The organism is Pseudoxanthomonas sp., assembly GCF_027498035.1.
Lineage (GTDB): Bacteria > Pseudomonadota > Gammaproteobacteria > Xanthomonadales > Xanthomonadaceae > Pseudoxanthomonas_A.
The window spans coordinates 1894790-1909105 of the sequence record NZ_CP114978.1; the positions used below are offsets into that span (position 1 = coordinate 1894790).

The window sequence follows — 14316 nt, forward strand, 5'->3', positions numbered from 1 at the left end:
AGGGCGTGTTAGACCCCGTATCCAAGGGCGTTGAAGCGATTGTTCAGGCCGGGGATGTCCAGCGTCAAGAGTTGCGATCAGGCGATGTCCGCAACGGGTCGCAACCTGCCTGCGGGCTATCAGTGCGCTATCCGAGATAACTTGCGCTTCAACCAAGATGAAGGAAAGAACGGTTGAATCAAGCTTCCGTTGCAGACTCGAAATTTGTCTCATTCACAAGACCGAGCCGGCGCAACTCGCCTAGGATGATGGGGCTTAGCGTAGTGTTGGCCGGATCCAAGTCAGTCAGCAATTTCCTTGCGCCAGCGGCGGTCAAGGTTTCACCATGTGGCGCAAGAGCCTCAAGTGCTGCGGCAGCGATTCTCGAAAGCCCCAGTTCTACGTAGGCGGTCCCAGCTTCAGTGGAAACTCCGAGTTCCAAAGCGAGTGCGAACGGATAGACGTTCGGAACAAGGGCTTCGTTCCCAGTATCGCGCAACGCAAGGAGCAAGACGTCTCGATAAGCTTTGCCTAGCTGCACAAACTGGAATCTAACGACATCCTCAATGAGCGAGAACGCCTCATAGATGTGTTGGTTGATAGTCTTCGGCTTCGGTGGCTTCTTTCCTTCGGCTTCGGCTGCGGCTGCCTTTTTTTCTTCCGTCCTCGTACGACGCGCAGCCCACAGTTTCAGCATCACAGGGTAGGGCATGCCCTTCATCCACCAGATGGCCAACGGCGCAGCGAGCAGCCCGAACTTCATCGACTTGTCCGTCGCCAGTTCGACCATGCGACCGAAAATCTTCTCGTAGTGCCCTTTGGGTGCGTCGGCCGGCGGGACGGGAATCAACTCGTGGACAGCGCCCTCGCCAATCTTGGTTACGAGGAAGTCGTAGAGTTTGCGCAACCCGAACGGGTCAATGGTCCAGTTCTCTACCAAGATGTCATCCGGTAGCCTAATGGTCGCGTAAGCGCTTTCCGCAGCGCCAACTAGGTCATCAACAATCGCGTCCTCCGACGACGGCATTACGCGGGCAAGATAGGTCTTGAGGTCCTTGCGCGCTGCATGTGCCACAAGGAGGCCGGCACACGCGCGAATGCGGAATGTCTCGGGCTTGCTGATTTGCTCTGATGGCATAACTCCGTCGCGCAACGCCTGAGCAACCGCTGCTCCATCGTTGACAAGAGTCTCAGCGAGGGCCGGCTTGACTTGGAACGGCACGAACTTATCCATTGGCTTCGTGCCCCACTCCTCATAGTTGAGAAGGAATACGTTGCCAACGATGTCGTGGTTGAGCCTGCCGGCACGGCCTGCGAAGTTCCATAGCAGTGCCGGATCCAGTAACTTTCCCGCACCCCGAGTGGGGGTGTCGATGAATACGTTGCGAGCCGGCAAGTTGACTCCCTGGGCAAGAGTCGTTGTGCAGACTAGGTACTTGACCCCGCCCTCGCTTTGCTTAAATGAGGTCTCTATAGCCTCGCGAAGCAGGCTAGGCATGCGACCGTAGTGGTAGGCGACGCCTTGCAGCACCATGGATGCCAGCTGGTACTCAGGGTGGACGTGCTCTTCGATGAATGAGGACAGCGCCTCCAGCGACGCGTCTTTGAGCTCTCTTCTCCTTGATTCCAGAAGGGTGTTGAGCTGCGCTGCAGTCTTTTCCGCCTCCCGGGCGCCGGTCTCGTAAATGAGTGACCCGTCATTGCCGCCCAATTCGATAGCGATGTTGGCAAGGCGGCTGGTCTTGCTTTGAAGGGACTGTTCGACCCTCACGTTGCCCATCGGCATTCGAACGCCTTCGCGCCCCATCAGGGCCATGTTTAGCTCGAAATGATTGCCTTTGACCTTGCTGAGAACAATGCGATTTTGTTGGACCGGCGACAGTTTGGTTGAGAGTTGCACCAAGTCAGTGACACCAAAAGACCGGGCCACCGCCGGCATCCCCTCCGCGCCAGGTGCTAGCAGAATGACCTTTGTTGCTGAGGATCGCTGGGCGATCCTTTCAAGACAGTCCTGAAGAATCATACCTCGCGCGTCGTCAGCGATGTTCTGAGCCTCGTCGACGACTACGATGTTGAAAGACAAGTTGTCCGGCGCCAATGAAAGAAGGCTGCTGAGTCGTTCCTGCGTGAGTACGTAGATTTGCTTCGGCCGATCAAGCTGATCAAGAGACGGGATCGCCGAAATTCTGACGTCAGTTTGCCCACTGAATCGAGCGTGCAGTTTGCTCTCGACCTCTGACAGCAAGGCACGCGTCGGCGTCAGGTACACAGCGGTGAAGTGCTCGCTGCTCTCGACTTGCCGGCAAAGGTGTTCGAGCACTAAGAAAGACTTGCCAGCCGACGTCGGCGCGGTGATGACTTGGGCGGCCGTTGTCGACAGGTTCTTCCAGACCATTCGCTGATACGCAGTGAGTACGAGAGTCTCTTTTCCAATCTGGAGACTGTTGGCCCGCTCTGATATTCGGCGGTTGACAAGCCCAAGCAGGGTGTCGTCGCCCTTGCCGATGTTCCGCTCAGCGAAATTCAGACTAGGAAAATTTCCCAGCTCACTCAGGAGGTCAAGCGCGCGCCCACGCGTCTGTCTGTCCTTGGCAATCAGCAGGGACTGGATGGCAATCTCTTGAGCCTGACGGTGCAGGGTTTCATCTTCGGTCTGAACGAATACCTCGGCACAGTACAAAAGCTTGGCAAGTTCGTCGGGGTCGACTTCCTTCGTCTCAGGGGCCTTCTCAAGCGTCGTGGAGACGCCTGCCGACTGCAGGCTGGCCAGCAGCCTCCAATACTTGTCGTTGGTTGTGAAACGCTGTGACAGTTCGAGGGCAAACGAGCTCATGATTGTATTTGTTTTGGTACATGGCCCATGGCGCCGTAAAACAGCTCGCGCACTTCATTCGTATCGGGGACGACAACGAAGTAGACGATGCACTTGTTGGGATCGGCACCGCGGTCGGTGAGGTGTTTCATGGCAGCATTCTGGTGATGTTCAAGTTCCTGCGAGTAGATAGCGGCAAGCTCCTTCTCATGAAAGCCAGGGTGCTGCTGGCTGTTCACCGGAGGGAGATCCTTGAACAACTTGTCGTCCGAATACAGCACCACTCCCACGTAGCGTTCGCGCTTGGGAACGTCGTCGGGGGACGCCATGACGTCGAAGTAGCGCAAGGCGATCTTGCGGCTCTCCTCGTCCAATGTGTCGAGATTTCCTAGGTCCCTGACGATAGAGTACTCACGACGGTATTGCTTTTTGTTGGAAGCGAAGTCCGCGACCGACTCCGCGAAGTCAGCGGCACCGCCGTTGGCGGTCTTGCTTAGCTTTGACTCCAAGAAATAGATCACTAGCCAGCCTCCCTCGACGGCGGCATGAATGCCGTCGAGGCCATGCACAGGCATGTTGCTATTCGTCTTCAATGACATCTTGGCGGCAAGCTGCGCCGCGCCCAGCTGCTCGATGGCTATGCAATAGGCAAGAACTTCGCCCACTTCGCTCGAGCGGTGGGGGTACCTCTCGTTGAATTCTAGAAAAGCATCGCGTGCCGCCTCCGCGATTGAGAGTGAAACGCTCATGTCGCCAGGTGGGAGGGCGGCCTGCTCAGCGGCGAACTCAAGCCTCCGCTTGCGAGATAGCGCGTAGTTTGCCGTTCTGCTCCAGAGATATCGGGCAAGACTTTGTACGTTCGCTATGTTCTCTTGGAGCCGTACGTGCATCAGACTGGTCGCCGGCTGCGACGGATCCGCAGAGGAGGTCGTCAGAGCGACGTAATTAGATAGCTGAACTTGGTCTCTGAGCGCGGCCAAGTCTGCCTCGAGCTTTTCCAGTCCATCTTTGGACTCCCCCATCCCGCGTTCCCTTTCCCTGTCACAAGGCCTTTTGCCGGACACCGATTATTACGCGAACTCTTCCCAAGCATTCGTCCCGCTTGGTACCCGGCGCCGGTGAGTATGGCAGCAGTCTGGCATGCTGTAATCCTGGGCTTCAGCGATGCTGCTAGGCGAGCAGTCGTGCATGCTGGCGGCTAACTAGATATAGGTTTGATGCAGTCACGCGCGAATTCATGCTGCTGCCGCAGCCGACTGCTACCGCTGCACAGCAGGCGTTGACCGGGGCGTTGCAAGCTACTGCAACGGGTCGGAGCGGTCATATGCGCATGGGATGCGCGCGACAGGCTTTGGCGCAAAAAAATTCAGGCCCTTTAGCTTGCATGCCGCCGTTACTCGCCTTAGCTTTTCTAGATGCTTTCTCGGCGCAAAGCGGAGGAAAGGTTGAAGAGTGTTGGCGCCGTATCGCTCGCTCTGGCGGAGCGCCGGCATGCCGTAGAGCAGTCAAAGGCACACTACCGAGTGCTGCGAAGTATCCAGCGTCAGATCGCTTTGGATCTTGCCGGGTTGCAGCAGGAACAAGCCACGAAGATCGTCAAACGGGCCTTACGCAACATCGTCGTATTGGAAAGCCGTGGAGTCTCCAGCCCTTACTGCGGTAAAGCTTGGCGGAGGATATTGGAAGATCCCGCCAAGCGGATCCCTAAGATGTTTCGCGGGCACATGGCAGATGCGCTGGCGCAGAACTCGCCGTTTGGCTTTCTATACCGCCAGCCATAATTCCGTAAGCAATTGTTCCGGATGTGATTTTTACGCGATTTTGCGGCACTTGTCTGACCTTGCGCCATCAGTGTCGCCGGTTGCAGCGGACAACATATGCCTACATTTACACAATAAGTTGTCCGATCCGGCCAATTTTTGCTTACAAGAACAGCCTGCGCGCCACCAGAAGGTGCTGGGCCCACCAGGACTCGAACCTGGAACCAAAGGATTATGAGTCCTCTGCTCTAACCATTGAGCTATAGGCCCGCGTGCGCTGCATTGTACCGGTCGCGGTCATGGTCGAAACCCCTGCACCGGGTGCATCGGGCTTGAGTTACGGTGCCGGCTGGGCGCTTGCTTCTGCCTCGGCTTCGATGCGCTGACGCAGGCGGCCGGCGCGCAGCAGGATCGGCGGTGGCACGGTTTCCTCGGGAATGCTGAGGATGCGCAGGCGACGCAGGAACACCCCAGGCACGCGCGATGAAGTCAACGCCACGATCGGGATCGAGAACACCAGGCCGACAATCACCGGCGACATCCAGGCCAGCAACGCCGGCGAGACGAAATACGCTGCCGCCCCCATCAGCACGCCGGACAACGACAGCCCGCCGTAGCGCTTGAACAGCGTGGACCACGGCATGCTGCCGTCGTCGCGGCGCTGCGCATCCCAACCCGAATCCTTGCCAGCCAGCACTTCGGCCACGCCACGCGACTGCACGTACATCACGATCGGCGCCATCAGCGCGGCCAGCACGCTCTCGATCACGATGCTGATGATCATGCGGAACCAACCACCACAGCCACGCCGCACCTTGGTATCGGCCAGCACCGCCAGATAGCCCATCACCTTGGGTGCGAACAGCGCGAACAACGTGGCGCCGAACACGTAGACGATGCGCTCGGGGTCGAGCGTGCGCCAATAGGACGCCGGCGAGAAATGCGTCAGCTCCTGCAGACTCACCAGTGCACCGGCCTGCTCCAGCGGAATGGCGATGCCGACCAGCATCATCAGCGCCCACATCGGCGCGGTCAGATAGTGGCCGATGCCGATCAGGAAATGGGTGCGGCTGATCCAGTGCATGCCGCGCGTCGGCAACACGCCCACGTGCTGCAGGTTGCCCTGGCACCAGCGGCGGTCGCGCACCAGCAGATCGGTCAGCGACGGCGGGCCTTCTTCGAAACTGCCGCCCAGGGCAGGCGTCATGTGGCAGGCCCAACCGCCCCGGCGGATCAGCGCAGCCTCGACGAAGTCGTGGCTCAACACATGGCCGTTGAATGGACGGATCCCGCCCAGCCTGGGCAGGCCGGCGTGATCGGCAAAGGCCTGGGTGCGGATGACCGCGTTGTGGCCCCAGTAATTGCTCTCGGTGCCGTGCCACCAGGCCACGCCATGGGCGATCACCGGCCCGTATACGCGGCCGGCAAACTGCTGCATGCGGGCGAACAGGGTGCTGCCGTTGACGATCAATGGCAGTGACTGGATCAGGCCCACGTCCGGGTGTGTTTCCAGACCCCAGGCCAGGCGCACGATGGTGTCGCCGGTCATCAGGCTGTCGGCATCCAGGATCAGCATCTGCGGGTAGGCGCCGCCGAAACGGCGCACCCACTCGGCGATGTTGCCGGCCTTGCGCTCGCTGTTGTCGGCGCGGTGCCGGTAATACAGGTTCGGCGCGCCGCCCAGGCGTTCGCGCAACCGGTGGAACTCGGCCACCTCGTCCATGCGGATCGGGCCACGCGTGGTGTCGCTGAGGATGAAGAAATCGAACTGCTCCAAGTGCCCGGTCTCGCGCACCGATTCGTAGATCGCCTGCAAGCCGGCCATCAGGCGCTGCGGCTCTTCGTTATAGGTCGGCATCAACAGCGCGGTGCGCTGCCTGGGCGTGGGCAGCGGATCTTCCGGACGCAGGCCCAGGCGCCGGCGGCGACGGGTGACGATCAACAGGAAGCCCGCCAGCGCGCTGACGAACGACAGCGACACCCACGCGAACAGCAGCGTGAAAATTCCCAGGAACACCACTTCCAGCACGCCCAGGCCATCGGTCGCCATCACCCGGAACATCTGGTACAGCCCGGCCAGGGTGATCGCAGCGGTGCCACCGAAGACATAGAACCGGCGCATGGCCATGTTCGGCGGGGCCGAGGGCATGGGCGGACTACGCAGCTTACCGGTGCGCAGTGACTGCACAGGCATGTCCATCGGCGCAGGCGCAGGCATCAGCTCGTAGGCCAGCGCCTCGTCGGTGAGCGGAATGTCCTGATGCGGGACGAGGATGGGTTCGACGGTCTTCATGCGGTCCAGCACGGCAAGCGGCGGCCCGCGACCGGGGCAGGCATCGCAGCCGGGTGTGGACCGGCCGACGTCGGCATCGGGGTCATGGTGTCGGGGGAAGCGGGAGCATGGCCACCAGAATACAGGCGCGGATAGGCAGGCTGTATGCCGCCGCCCTGCGGCGTCTTCCGATCTCCTTGAAGGCGACGGGACGCGGGAATTACCCGGCGCAATGCAGCGGTCTGTGCCGGCGCGTCATGGAAAGCTTGGCTGCGGCGCACGCAGTCTCCTGATGGGCAGTGGGGAACGCCCGCGGCATGGTAATCGACGATTCGTTAGCGCCAGGGCATGGCACGCCGGCGATACAACGCAACAGGCCCGCCAATGGCGGGCCTGTGCGTGGATCCTTCAATCGCCCGAAGGCGAGGGAGGGATGATCAATCGATGTCGAGGAAGCTGCGCAGCGTTTCCGAGCGCGACGGGTGACGCAGCTTGCGCAGCGCCTTGGCCTCGATCTGGCGGATGCGCTCGCGGGTGACGTCGAACTGCTTGCCGACTTCCTCGAGGGTGTGGTCGGTATTCATGTCGATGCCGAAGCGCATGCGCAGCACCTTGGCTTCCCTCGGGGTCAGGCCCGCGAGCACGTCGCGCACCGTTTCCATCAGGTTGATGTTGGTGGTGTTCTCCACCGGGGACTCCACATTGGTGTCCTCGATGAAATCGCCCAGGTGCGAATCCTCGTCGTCGCCGATCGGGGTTTCCATGGAGATCGGCTCCTTGGCGATCTTCATGACCTTGCGGATCTTGTCCTCGGGCATGTCCATTTCCTTGGCCAGCTCCTCCGGCGTGGCCTCGCGGCCGTACTGCTGGAGCATCTGGCGGGAAATGCGGTTCAACTTGTTGATCGTCTCGATCATGTGCACCGGGATACGGATAGTGCGCGCCTGGTCGGCGATCGAGCGGGTGATCGCCTGGCGGATCCACCAGGTGGCGTAGGTCGAGAACTTGTAGCCGCGACGGTATTCGAACTTGTCCACGGCCTTCATCAGGCCGATGTTGCCTTCCTGGATCAGGTCGAGGAACTGCAGGCCGCGGTTGGTGTACTTCTTGGCGATGGAGATCACCAGGCGCAGGTTGGCCTCGACCATTTCCTTCTTGGCCTTGCGCGCCTTGGCTTCGCCATAGGCCATCTGGCGACTGATGTCCTTCATGTCGGCCAGGGTCAGCATCAGGCCCTTCTCGACCTCGATGGTGGCTTCCTGCTCGGCGATGATCTGGTCCTTGACCTCACGCAGGCCCGAAGACCACTTCTGCTTGCGCTTGAGCGCTTCGTCGACCCATTCCAGGTTGGTCTGGTTGCCTTCCCACGAACGGATGAAGTCCTTGCGCGGCATGCGGGCGGTGACCGTGGACAGGTGCAGCACGCGGCGCTCCTGGTCCTTGATCTTCTGCAGCACGTCGCGGACGTTGCGCACCAGCGTGTCGGTCAGCGCCAGCGGCAGCTTCAACGTGACGAACATCTCGGCCATTTCCGTACGCAGCTTGGCGCCGGTCTTGAAGCTGGTGCCTTCCTTCGCGTAGCCCTTCTTGAACTTGGCCAGGGCCACCGACAGCACGTCCATGCGGCGCGCGACCTCTTCCGGGTCCGGACCGGTCGGGCCGGCTTCTTCCTCGGCGGCGTCATCATCATCGCCATCGTCGTCGCTGTCGTCATCGCTATCGCTGTCGGCCGCTTCGGTGGTGGCGGCAGCCGGCGGCTCCGGCTCTTCGACCTGGTCGTTGAAGCCCACGATCACTTCGGCCAGGCGCTTCTTGCCAGCCTTGTGCAGCTCGTAGTCTTCCAGCACCAGCTCGACGATGGACGGCAGCAGGCCGAGCGAAGCCTGGACCTGGCCCAGGCCTTCCTCGATGCGCTTGGCGATGGCGATTTCGCCTTCGCGGGTCAGCAGTTCGACCGTGCCCATCTCACGCATGTACATGCGGACCGGGTCGGTGGTGCGACCACCCTCGGTATCGAGCGAGGTCAGCGCGGCAGCGGCTTCTTCGGCCGCGGTTTCGTCGACTTCACGGTTGCCGGAGGCTTCGCCAGCCAACAGCAGGGTTTCGGCATCCGGTGCGACTTCATGGACAGCGATGCCCATGCCGTTGATCATGCCGATGATGTCTTCGATCTGCTCCGGATCGACCATGTCGTCGGGCAGATGATCGTTGACCTCGGCATAGGTCAGGTAACCTTGCTCGAGACCCTTGCTGATCAACAGCTTGATGTCGGATGCCTGGGCAGGACGTTCGTTGGCCATGGGTGCTTGCGCCGCCTAAAAAGAAAGGTCAGGAGAACCACGTATTATACCAGCCGGACCGTGTCCAGTCTGGCGCGTGGCGTTCAGGTTTCGGTTTTTCGCGCGGAAGTCAGCTCCGCAGCAGGAAGGTCACCGGGCCGTCGTTGACCAGGTCCACCACCATGTGGGCGCCGAAACCGGCCGGTTTCCACCCCCGGATGGCGTTGCCGGCAGATTTCCACCAGTTGATTGAACCCGCGTTCAGCCTGTTCCGGCGGCGCGGCGGTGGTGAAGCTGGGCCGCATCCCGGACTGCGTATCGGCCGCCAGGGTGAACTGGCTGACCAGCAGCAAGCCGCCGCCCGTGTCGGCCAGCGACAGGTTCATCTTGCCGGCGGCATCGCCGAACACCCGGTAGCCCAGCAGGCGTTCGGCCATGCGCGCGATCTGGGCCTGGCCATCGCCCGGCTCCAGTCCGACCAGGGCCAGCAGGCCTGGCCCGATGGCGCCAACGGCTTCGCCATCCACCACGACCGATGCGCGGGTTACGCGCTGGATCAACGACAGCATGCGGGTCTCCTACGGGCTTGGCCCGCCAAGGTGCGGACCGCGGCGGTGCTTTGCAATGCCAAGGCGGCGGGCCAGTCGATAGACTGGCTGGATGAAACCGACGACCTGGGCCGAGGCCGCGTATCGCGCCACAGCCGCCTTCACCTCCCTGCCCTGGCCCCTGCTGACCCGCCTGGGCAATGGACTGGCCTGGACCTGGGCCAAGCTGGACGCCCGCGAAAGCCGCGTCACCCGACGCAATCTGGAGCTGGCCTATCCGGAACTGCTGCCCAGCCAACGCGCGGACCTGCACCGCCGGATCCTGCGCGGCACCGCCCGCCAGGCACTGGAAACCCTGCGTTTCTGGACCCGGCCGCACGCCGAAAACCTGGACCGCCACCTGCGCCAGCGCCACGGCCAGGACCTGTACGACGCGGCGTTGAAGTCCGGTCGCGGCGTGATCGTGGCCGCACCGCACTTCGGCAACTGGGAGCTGCTGAACCAGTGGCTGGCTTCGCGCGGGGACATCGCCATCGTCTACAAGCCGCCGTCGTCCGGCGTGGGCGACGCCTTCCTGCAGCGCGTCCGCGGCGCCGAGAACATCCGCCAGGTCCGCGCTGAAGGCCCGGCCGTGCGCCAGCTGTTCAAGGTCCTGAAAGAAGGCGGCGCGGTCGGGATCCTGCCCGACCAGCAGCCCAAGGCCGGCGATGGCGTGTTTGCGCCATTTTTCGGCGTGGACGCGCTGACCATGACCCTGGTCAACCGCCTGGCCGAGCGCACCGGCGCGATCGTGCTGCTGGGCTGGTGCGAACGTGTCGGCGCCGGGCTGGACTTCGCCCTGCATGTGGAACCGACCCCGCCGGGGATCGACGACAAGGACGCGCAAGCCGGCACCGCCGTGTTGAATGCACAGATCGAACGCATCGCCCGGCGCGACCCGGCCCAGTACCAGTGGACCTACAAGCGCTACACGCTGCGTCCGCCGGGCAGCGGCGAAACCGATCCGTACTGGACCGCCAAACACCCGCACTGAGCTACAGATCACGGCGAAGGCGCATCACGGGGCCGCACCGTTCCGTGGGCGGCTTCACACCTCGCCGGTCGGGTGGGCGAAAATGACCGCACGTTCGCGCCGTTCGATGGCGTGGATGCTGCAGGCTGGAGATCGCCGCCGACCGCCTCCATCTGGTTGGCTGGCGCCTGGCCTGCAGGCACCTCCCGTCGCTGACGCTTTCTTCGTGCATGCCATGACCGCTTCCGATTCCGCCGCCCTGTTTGGACACCCCGACGCCGTCGCCTGCGAACGCGCCGTGGCCGAACTGCGCAGCGGTCGCCCGGTGGTGGTCCATGATGGGTCGGGCAGCCAGACCGCCGTGCTGGCCGTGGATGGCGCGACGCCGGCAACCTTCGCCGGTTTCAGCGCCGCCAGCGATGGCGACATCGCGCTGACGTTGACCCCGACCCGCGCCCGCCTGCTGGGATTGACCGCGCCACGCGGGGCCCGCCTGGACCTTGCCGACCACGCTTTTGAATCGCTGGCCAGGCTGAGCTATCTGCCGGTGGCGGCGCCGCATACGGCGAACTGGTCACGCGGCAGCGAGCGCGATGCCGGCGGCCTGGAAATCGCCAGGCTCGGCCTGCTGTTGCCTGCCCTGCTGGTGCACGACATCGCCGCCGGCGCCTCGCCCTTCGATAGCAGCACGCGGATTTCGCTGGAACAGATCGCCCAGGGCGCCGCGCAGGCCGGCCAGGGCTGGGAACTGGTTGCGCGCACCCATGTGCCGTTGCGCGACTTCGGCGATGCGCAGTTCGTCGTGTTCCGCGGCGGCGTGGCCCAGCGCGACCAGGTCGCCATCGTCATCGGCACCCCGGATTTCAGCCAGCCGGTACCGGTCCGCGTGCACTCCTCGTGCCTGACCGGCGACCTGTTCGGCTCGCTCAAGTGCGACTGCGGCGACCAGCTGCGCAACGGCCTGTACAAGCTGGCCGAACTCGGCGGCGGCGTGCTGCTGTACATGGACCAGGAAGGGCGCGGCACCGGCATCGCCGCCAAGATGCGCGCTTACGGCTACCAGCATGAAGGCCTGGACACCATCGACGCCGATGCGCTGCTGGGCTTCGGCCCGGATGAGCGCCGCTACGACGGCGCCGCGGCGATGCTGCGCGGCCTGGGCATTGCGCGCGCCCGACTGCTGAGCAACAACCCGGAAAAGGTCGATCGCCTGCGCACTGCCGGCATGGAAGTCACCGAGCGGATCCCGGTCACCGGCCGCATCACCAGCGACAACGAGGCCTACCTGCGGACCAAGGCCGCGCGTGCCGGCCATGCGCTGGATGTGGACGCGCTGATCGCTTCGCTGTCGTAGCGGGACTCTGAAGTCGGGAAAAGCGATCTCCTTTTACCCGTCATTCCCGCGCAGGCGGGAATGACGGGTAAAGCCGAGGGCGGCAAGCTTTTCGAGGTCCGAGGTCCTAGTCCCCGCAATGGTAGGCTCCAGTGCGATGACCGGGCTGGGAGGACCGGCCGGTGCGCTGCATCGGCCCTGCCTCGATGCGCCGGTGGTTTCCACACACCGTTCCCAGCAGGTCCACGCGTTGCAAAGCTCCCCCGCACCCGATGATCTTCCTTCGCCCGTTGACGATGCGGGCGCCGTCGCCTCGTCCGGCACGCCCAATGGCCTGCCTGACGGCTGGCAGCAATTGCCACCGCGTGGCGCCAAGATGGCCGCGGCCGGCGCGTTCCTCGGCACGCTCTGCGCATTGCTGGTGGCCGCGTTGGTGGCACGGCTGACCGCGCATGTCGCCCTGCCCTGGGCGTGGATCGCCCCGGCCGGCGTGGGGGCGGCCTTGCTGGGCGCGGTGATCGCCTATCGACGCCACCGCTACACCCGCTGGCGCCTGGACGAACAAGGCTTCGCCCTGATGCAGGGCCGGCTGTGGCAGAGCGAAACCCATATCCCGATTTCGCGCGTGCAACACCTGGACGTGCGCCGCGGCCCGCTGGAACGCGCCGCGCGCCTGTCCACGCTGGTGGTCCACACCGCCGGTACGCGCCTCAATGCGGTGTCGGTTTCCGGCCTGGACCAGCGTGACGCCGAGCGCCTGCGCGACCGCCTGGCTCATCAGCTCGACCACGACGACGACGCGTTGTGAGTGCCATGGCGGACGCCGCGCCTTCGCCACCGCGCGACCAGCTGCTGCATCCCTGGTCGTGGCTGTTCGTGCTGCTGCAACAGCTCAGGCAGTTCCTGCTGCCATTGATCGCACTGGTGGTCTTCGGCGGGCGCGACGGCGAACGCGACTACTACGACAACGTCGCCACACTGGTAGTGATGGCGATCCTGGTCGGCGTCTCGCTGATGCGCTACCTGACCTATCGCTACCGCATCGGCAGTGACGGATTGAGCATCCGCAGCGGCCTGTTCAACCGCAGCCGGCGCGAGATTCCCTTCGCCCGCATCCACAACGTGGTGGTCCATCAATCATTGCTGCACCGGCTGTTCGGCGTGGCCGAGCTGCGCCTGGAATCGGCCGGTGGCGCCAAGCCCGAAGCGCAGATGCGCGTGCTGCGGTTGGACCAGGCGCTGGCGCTGGAACAGCTGGTCCGCCACCGCGGCCAGGCCCCGGTCGAACAGGCCGGGCCGCCCGACAGCACCACGCTGCTGACCTTGCCCGCGGGCGAGATCGTGCGGCTTGGACTGATCTCCAACCGCGGCATGCTGGCGATGGCCGCCACCGCCGGCGCGGCGTACCAGCTGTTCCCGCAGAAGGTGGTCGCCAATGCCATCGAAGACTACGGCCGCCAGGTCTTCGGCTATGCCAGCCACCTGCACATGGGCTGGCTTGCCGGCCTGATCACCATCGCCAGCCTGCTGCTGTGGGCGATCGCGCTGCTGCGCCTGCTGTCGATCGCGCTGGCGGCGGTGCAATACCACGGGTTCCGGCTGAGCGAGACCGATCACCGCTTGACCGTCGAACGCGGCCTGCTGGCACGCGTGCGCACCAGCGCAGCGCGCCGGCGCATCCAGTCCTGGACCCTGCGCGAAGGCCTGCTGCACCGCTGCTTCAAGCGCCGCAGCCTGGGCATCGACACCGCCGTGGTCGAAGCGCATGGCGAACAGGGCCGCTCGATCCGCGAACTGGTGCCGCTGGCCACCGTGGACACCTGCGATGCGCTGGTCCGGCACGTGCTGCCCGGGGTGCAATGGCCCCCGCAACAGTGGCAGGCGGTGCCGGTGCGTTATTGGTGGCGACTGTGCCTGTGGCCGGCATTCTGGCTGGCCTGCCTGACCGCCGCGCTGTGGCCGCTGGCCGGAGCCTGGAGCCTGTTGTTGCTGCTGTGGTTGCCGTGGTCGGCGTTCAAAGCCTTCCGGCAGATGCAGCGCATGGGCTGGAGCGTGGACGCGCGACTGGTCACCGTCCGTGGCGGCTGGTGGACGCGCTGGTGGCGCTTCGCCGAAATCGACAAGCTGCAGGCGCTGCGCCTGAGTCGTTCGCCGCTGGACCGCCGTTGCGGCACGGCCTCGCTGCTGCTGGACACTGCGGGCGCGTTTGGCGACGGCCCCCGCTTGAAGTTGCGCTTGATCCCGCTGGAACAAGCCCGCGCGCTGCATGACCAGCTCAGTCGCACGCTGGCCCAACGCCGGTTGCGCTGGTGATGCGCGCG

9 protein-coding genes, 1 tRNA gene and 1 pseudogene are annotated in these 14316 nt (G+C 63.7%); 5 read left to right on the top strand and 6 right to left on the bottom strand.

Going from position 1 to position 14316, the window contains the following annotated elements; genetic code table 11:
- Nucleotides 1-178: 178 nt before the first annotated feature.
- Both O8I58_RS08180 and O8I58_RS08185 read right to left on the bottom strand, forming a co-directional pair.
- Nucleotides 179-2812: a DEAD/DEAH box helicase gene (locus O8I58_RS08180; RefSeq protein ID WP_298322184.1), complete on the bottom strand. Its 2634-nt coding sequence runs from the start codon at nucleotides 2810-2812 to the stop codon at nucleotides 179-181.
- Nucleotides 2809-3813: a HamA C-terminal domain-containing protein gene (locus O8I58_RS08185; protein WP_298322186.1), complete on the bottom strand. Its 1005-nt coding sequence runs from the start codon at nucleotides 3811-3813 to the stop codon at nucleotides 2809-2811. The genes O8I58_RS08180 and O8I58_RS08185 overlap by 4 nt, the downstream gene beginning before the upstream one ends.
- A gap of 423 nt (nucleotides 3814-4236) precedes the next feature.
- Between O8I58_RS08185 and O8I58_RS08190 the strand changes: the two genes are divergently transcribed.
- Nucleotides 4237-4572 (top strand): hypothetical protein, encoded by a 336-nt coding sequence (locus tag O8I58_RS08190; protein ID WP_298322188.1) that lies wholly within the window; start codon nucleotides 4237-4239, stop codon nucleotides 4570-4572.
- Between the two features lie 176 nt (nucleotides 4573-4748).
- On the opposite strand, the gene O8I58_RS08195 is transcribed toward O8I58_RS08190, so the two are convergent.
- The 4 genes and pseudogenes from O8I58_RS08195 to dtd all read right to left on the bottom strand — a co-directional run bounded on the left by O8I58_RS08195 (nucleotide 4749) and on the right by dtd (nucleotide 9671).
- A tRNA-Ile gene (locus tag O8I58_RS08195) sits at nucleotides 4749-4821 on the bottom strand.
- Between the two features lie 67 nt (nucleotides 4822-4888).
- Entirely contained in the window at nucleotides 4889-6769 is a 1881-nt protein-coding gene (gene mdoH / locus O8I58_RS08200; protein WP_298322847.1) for a glucans biosynthesis glucosyltransferase MdoH, read from the bottom strand.
- 491 nt (nucleotides 6770-7260) lie between these two features.
- On the bottom strand, nucleotides 7261-9123 hold the full coding sequence (gene rpoD, locus O8I58_RS08205; protein WP_298322189.1) for an RNA polymerase sigma factor RpoD: 1863 nt from the start codon (nucleotides 9121-9123) through the stop codon (nucleotides 7261-7263).
- A 109-nt stretch (nucleotides 9124-9232) separates the two neighbouring features.
- Nucleotides 9233-9671 (bottom strand): annotated as a pseudogene (gene dtd, locus O8I58_RS08210) (D-aminoacyl-tRNA deacylase).
- Between the two features lie 91 nt (nucleotides 9672-9762).
- Between dtd and O8I58_RS08215 the strand changes: the two are divergent.
- The 4 genes from O8I58_RS08215 to O8I58_RS08230 all read left to right on the top strand — a co-directional run bounded on the left by O8I58_RS08215 (nucleotide 9763) and on the right by O8I58_RS08230 (nucleotide 14308).
- Nucleotides 9763-10683, top strand: coding sequence for a lauroyl acyltransferase (locus O8I58_RS08215; protein ID WP_298322190.1), 921 nt, complete (start codon nucleotides 9763-9765; stop codon nucleotides 10681-10683).
- Nucleotides 10684-10897: 214 nt separating this feature from the next.
- Nucleotides 10898-12016 (top strand): GTP cyclohydrolase II RibA, encoded by a 1119-nt coding sequence (gene ribA, locus O8I58_RS08220; protein ID WP_298322191.1) that lies wholly within the window; start codon nucleotides 10898-10900, stop codon nucleotides 12014-12016.
- A gap of 355 nt (nucleotides 12017-12371) precedes the next feature.
- Nucleotides 12372-12803: a PH domain-containing protein gene (locus tag O8I58_RS08225; protein WP_298322850.1), complete on the top strand. Its 432-nt coding sequence runs from the start codon at nucleotides 12372-12374 to the stop codon at nucleotides 12801-12803.
- A 5-nt stretch (nucleotides 12804-12808) separates the two neighbouring features.
- Nucleotides 12809-14308: a PH domain-containing protein gene (locus O8I58_RS08230; protein ID WP_298322853.1), complete on the top strand. Its 1500-nt coding sequence runs from the start codon at nucleotides 12809-12811 to the stop codon at nucleotides 14306-14308.
- Nucleotides 14309-14316: the final 8 nt, after the last annotated feature.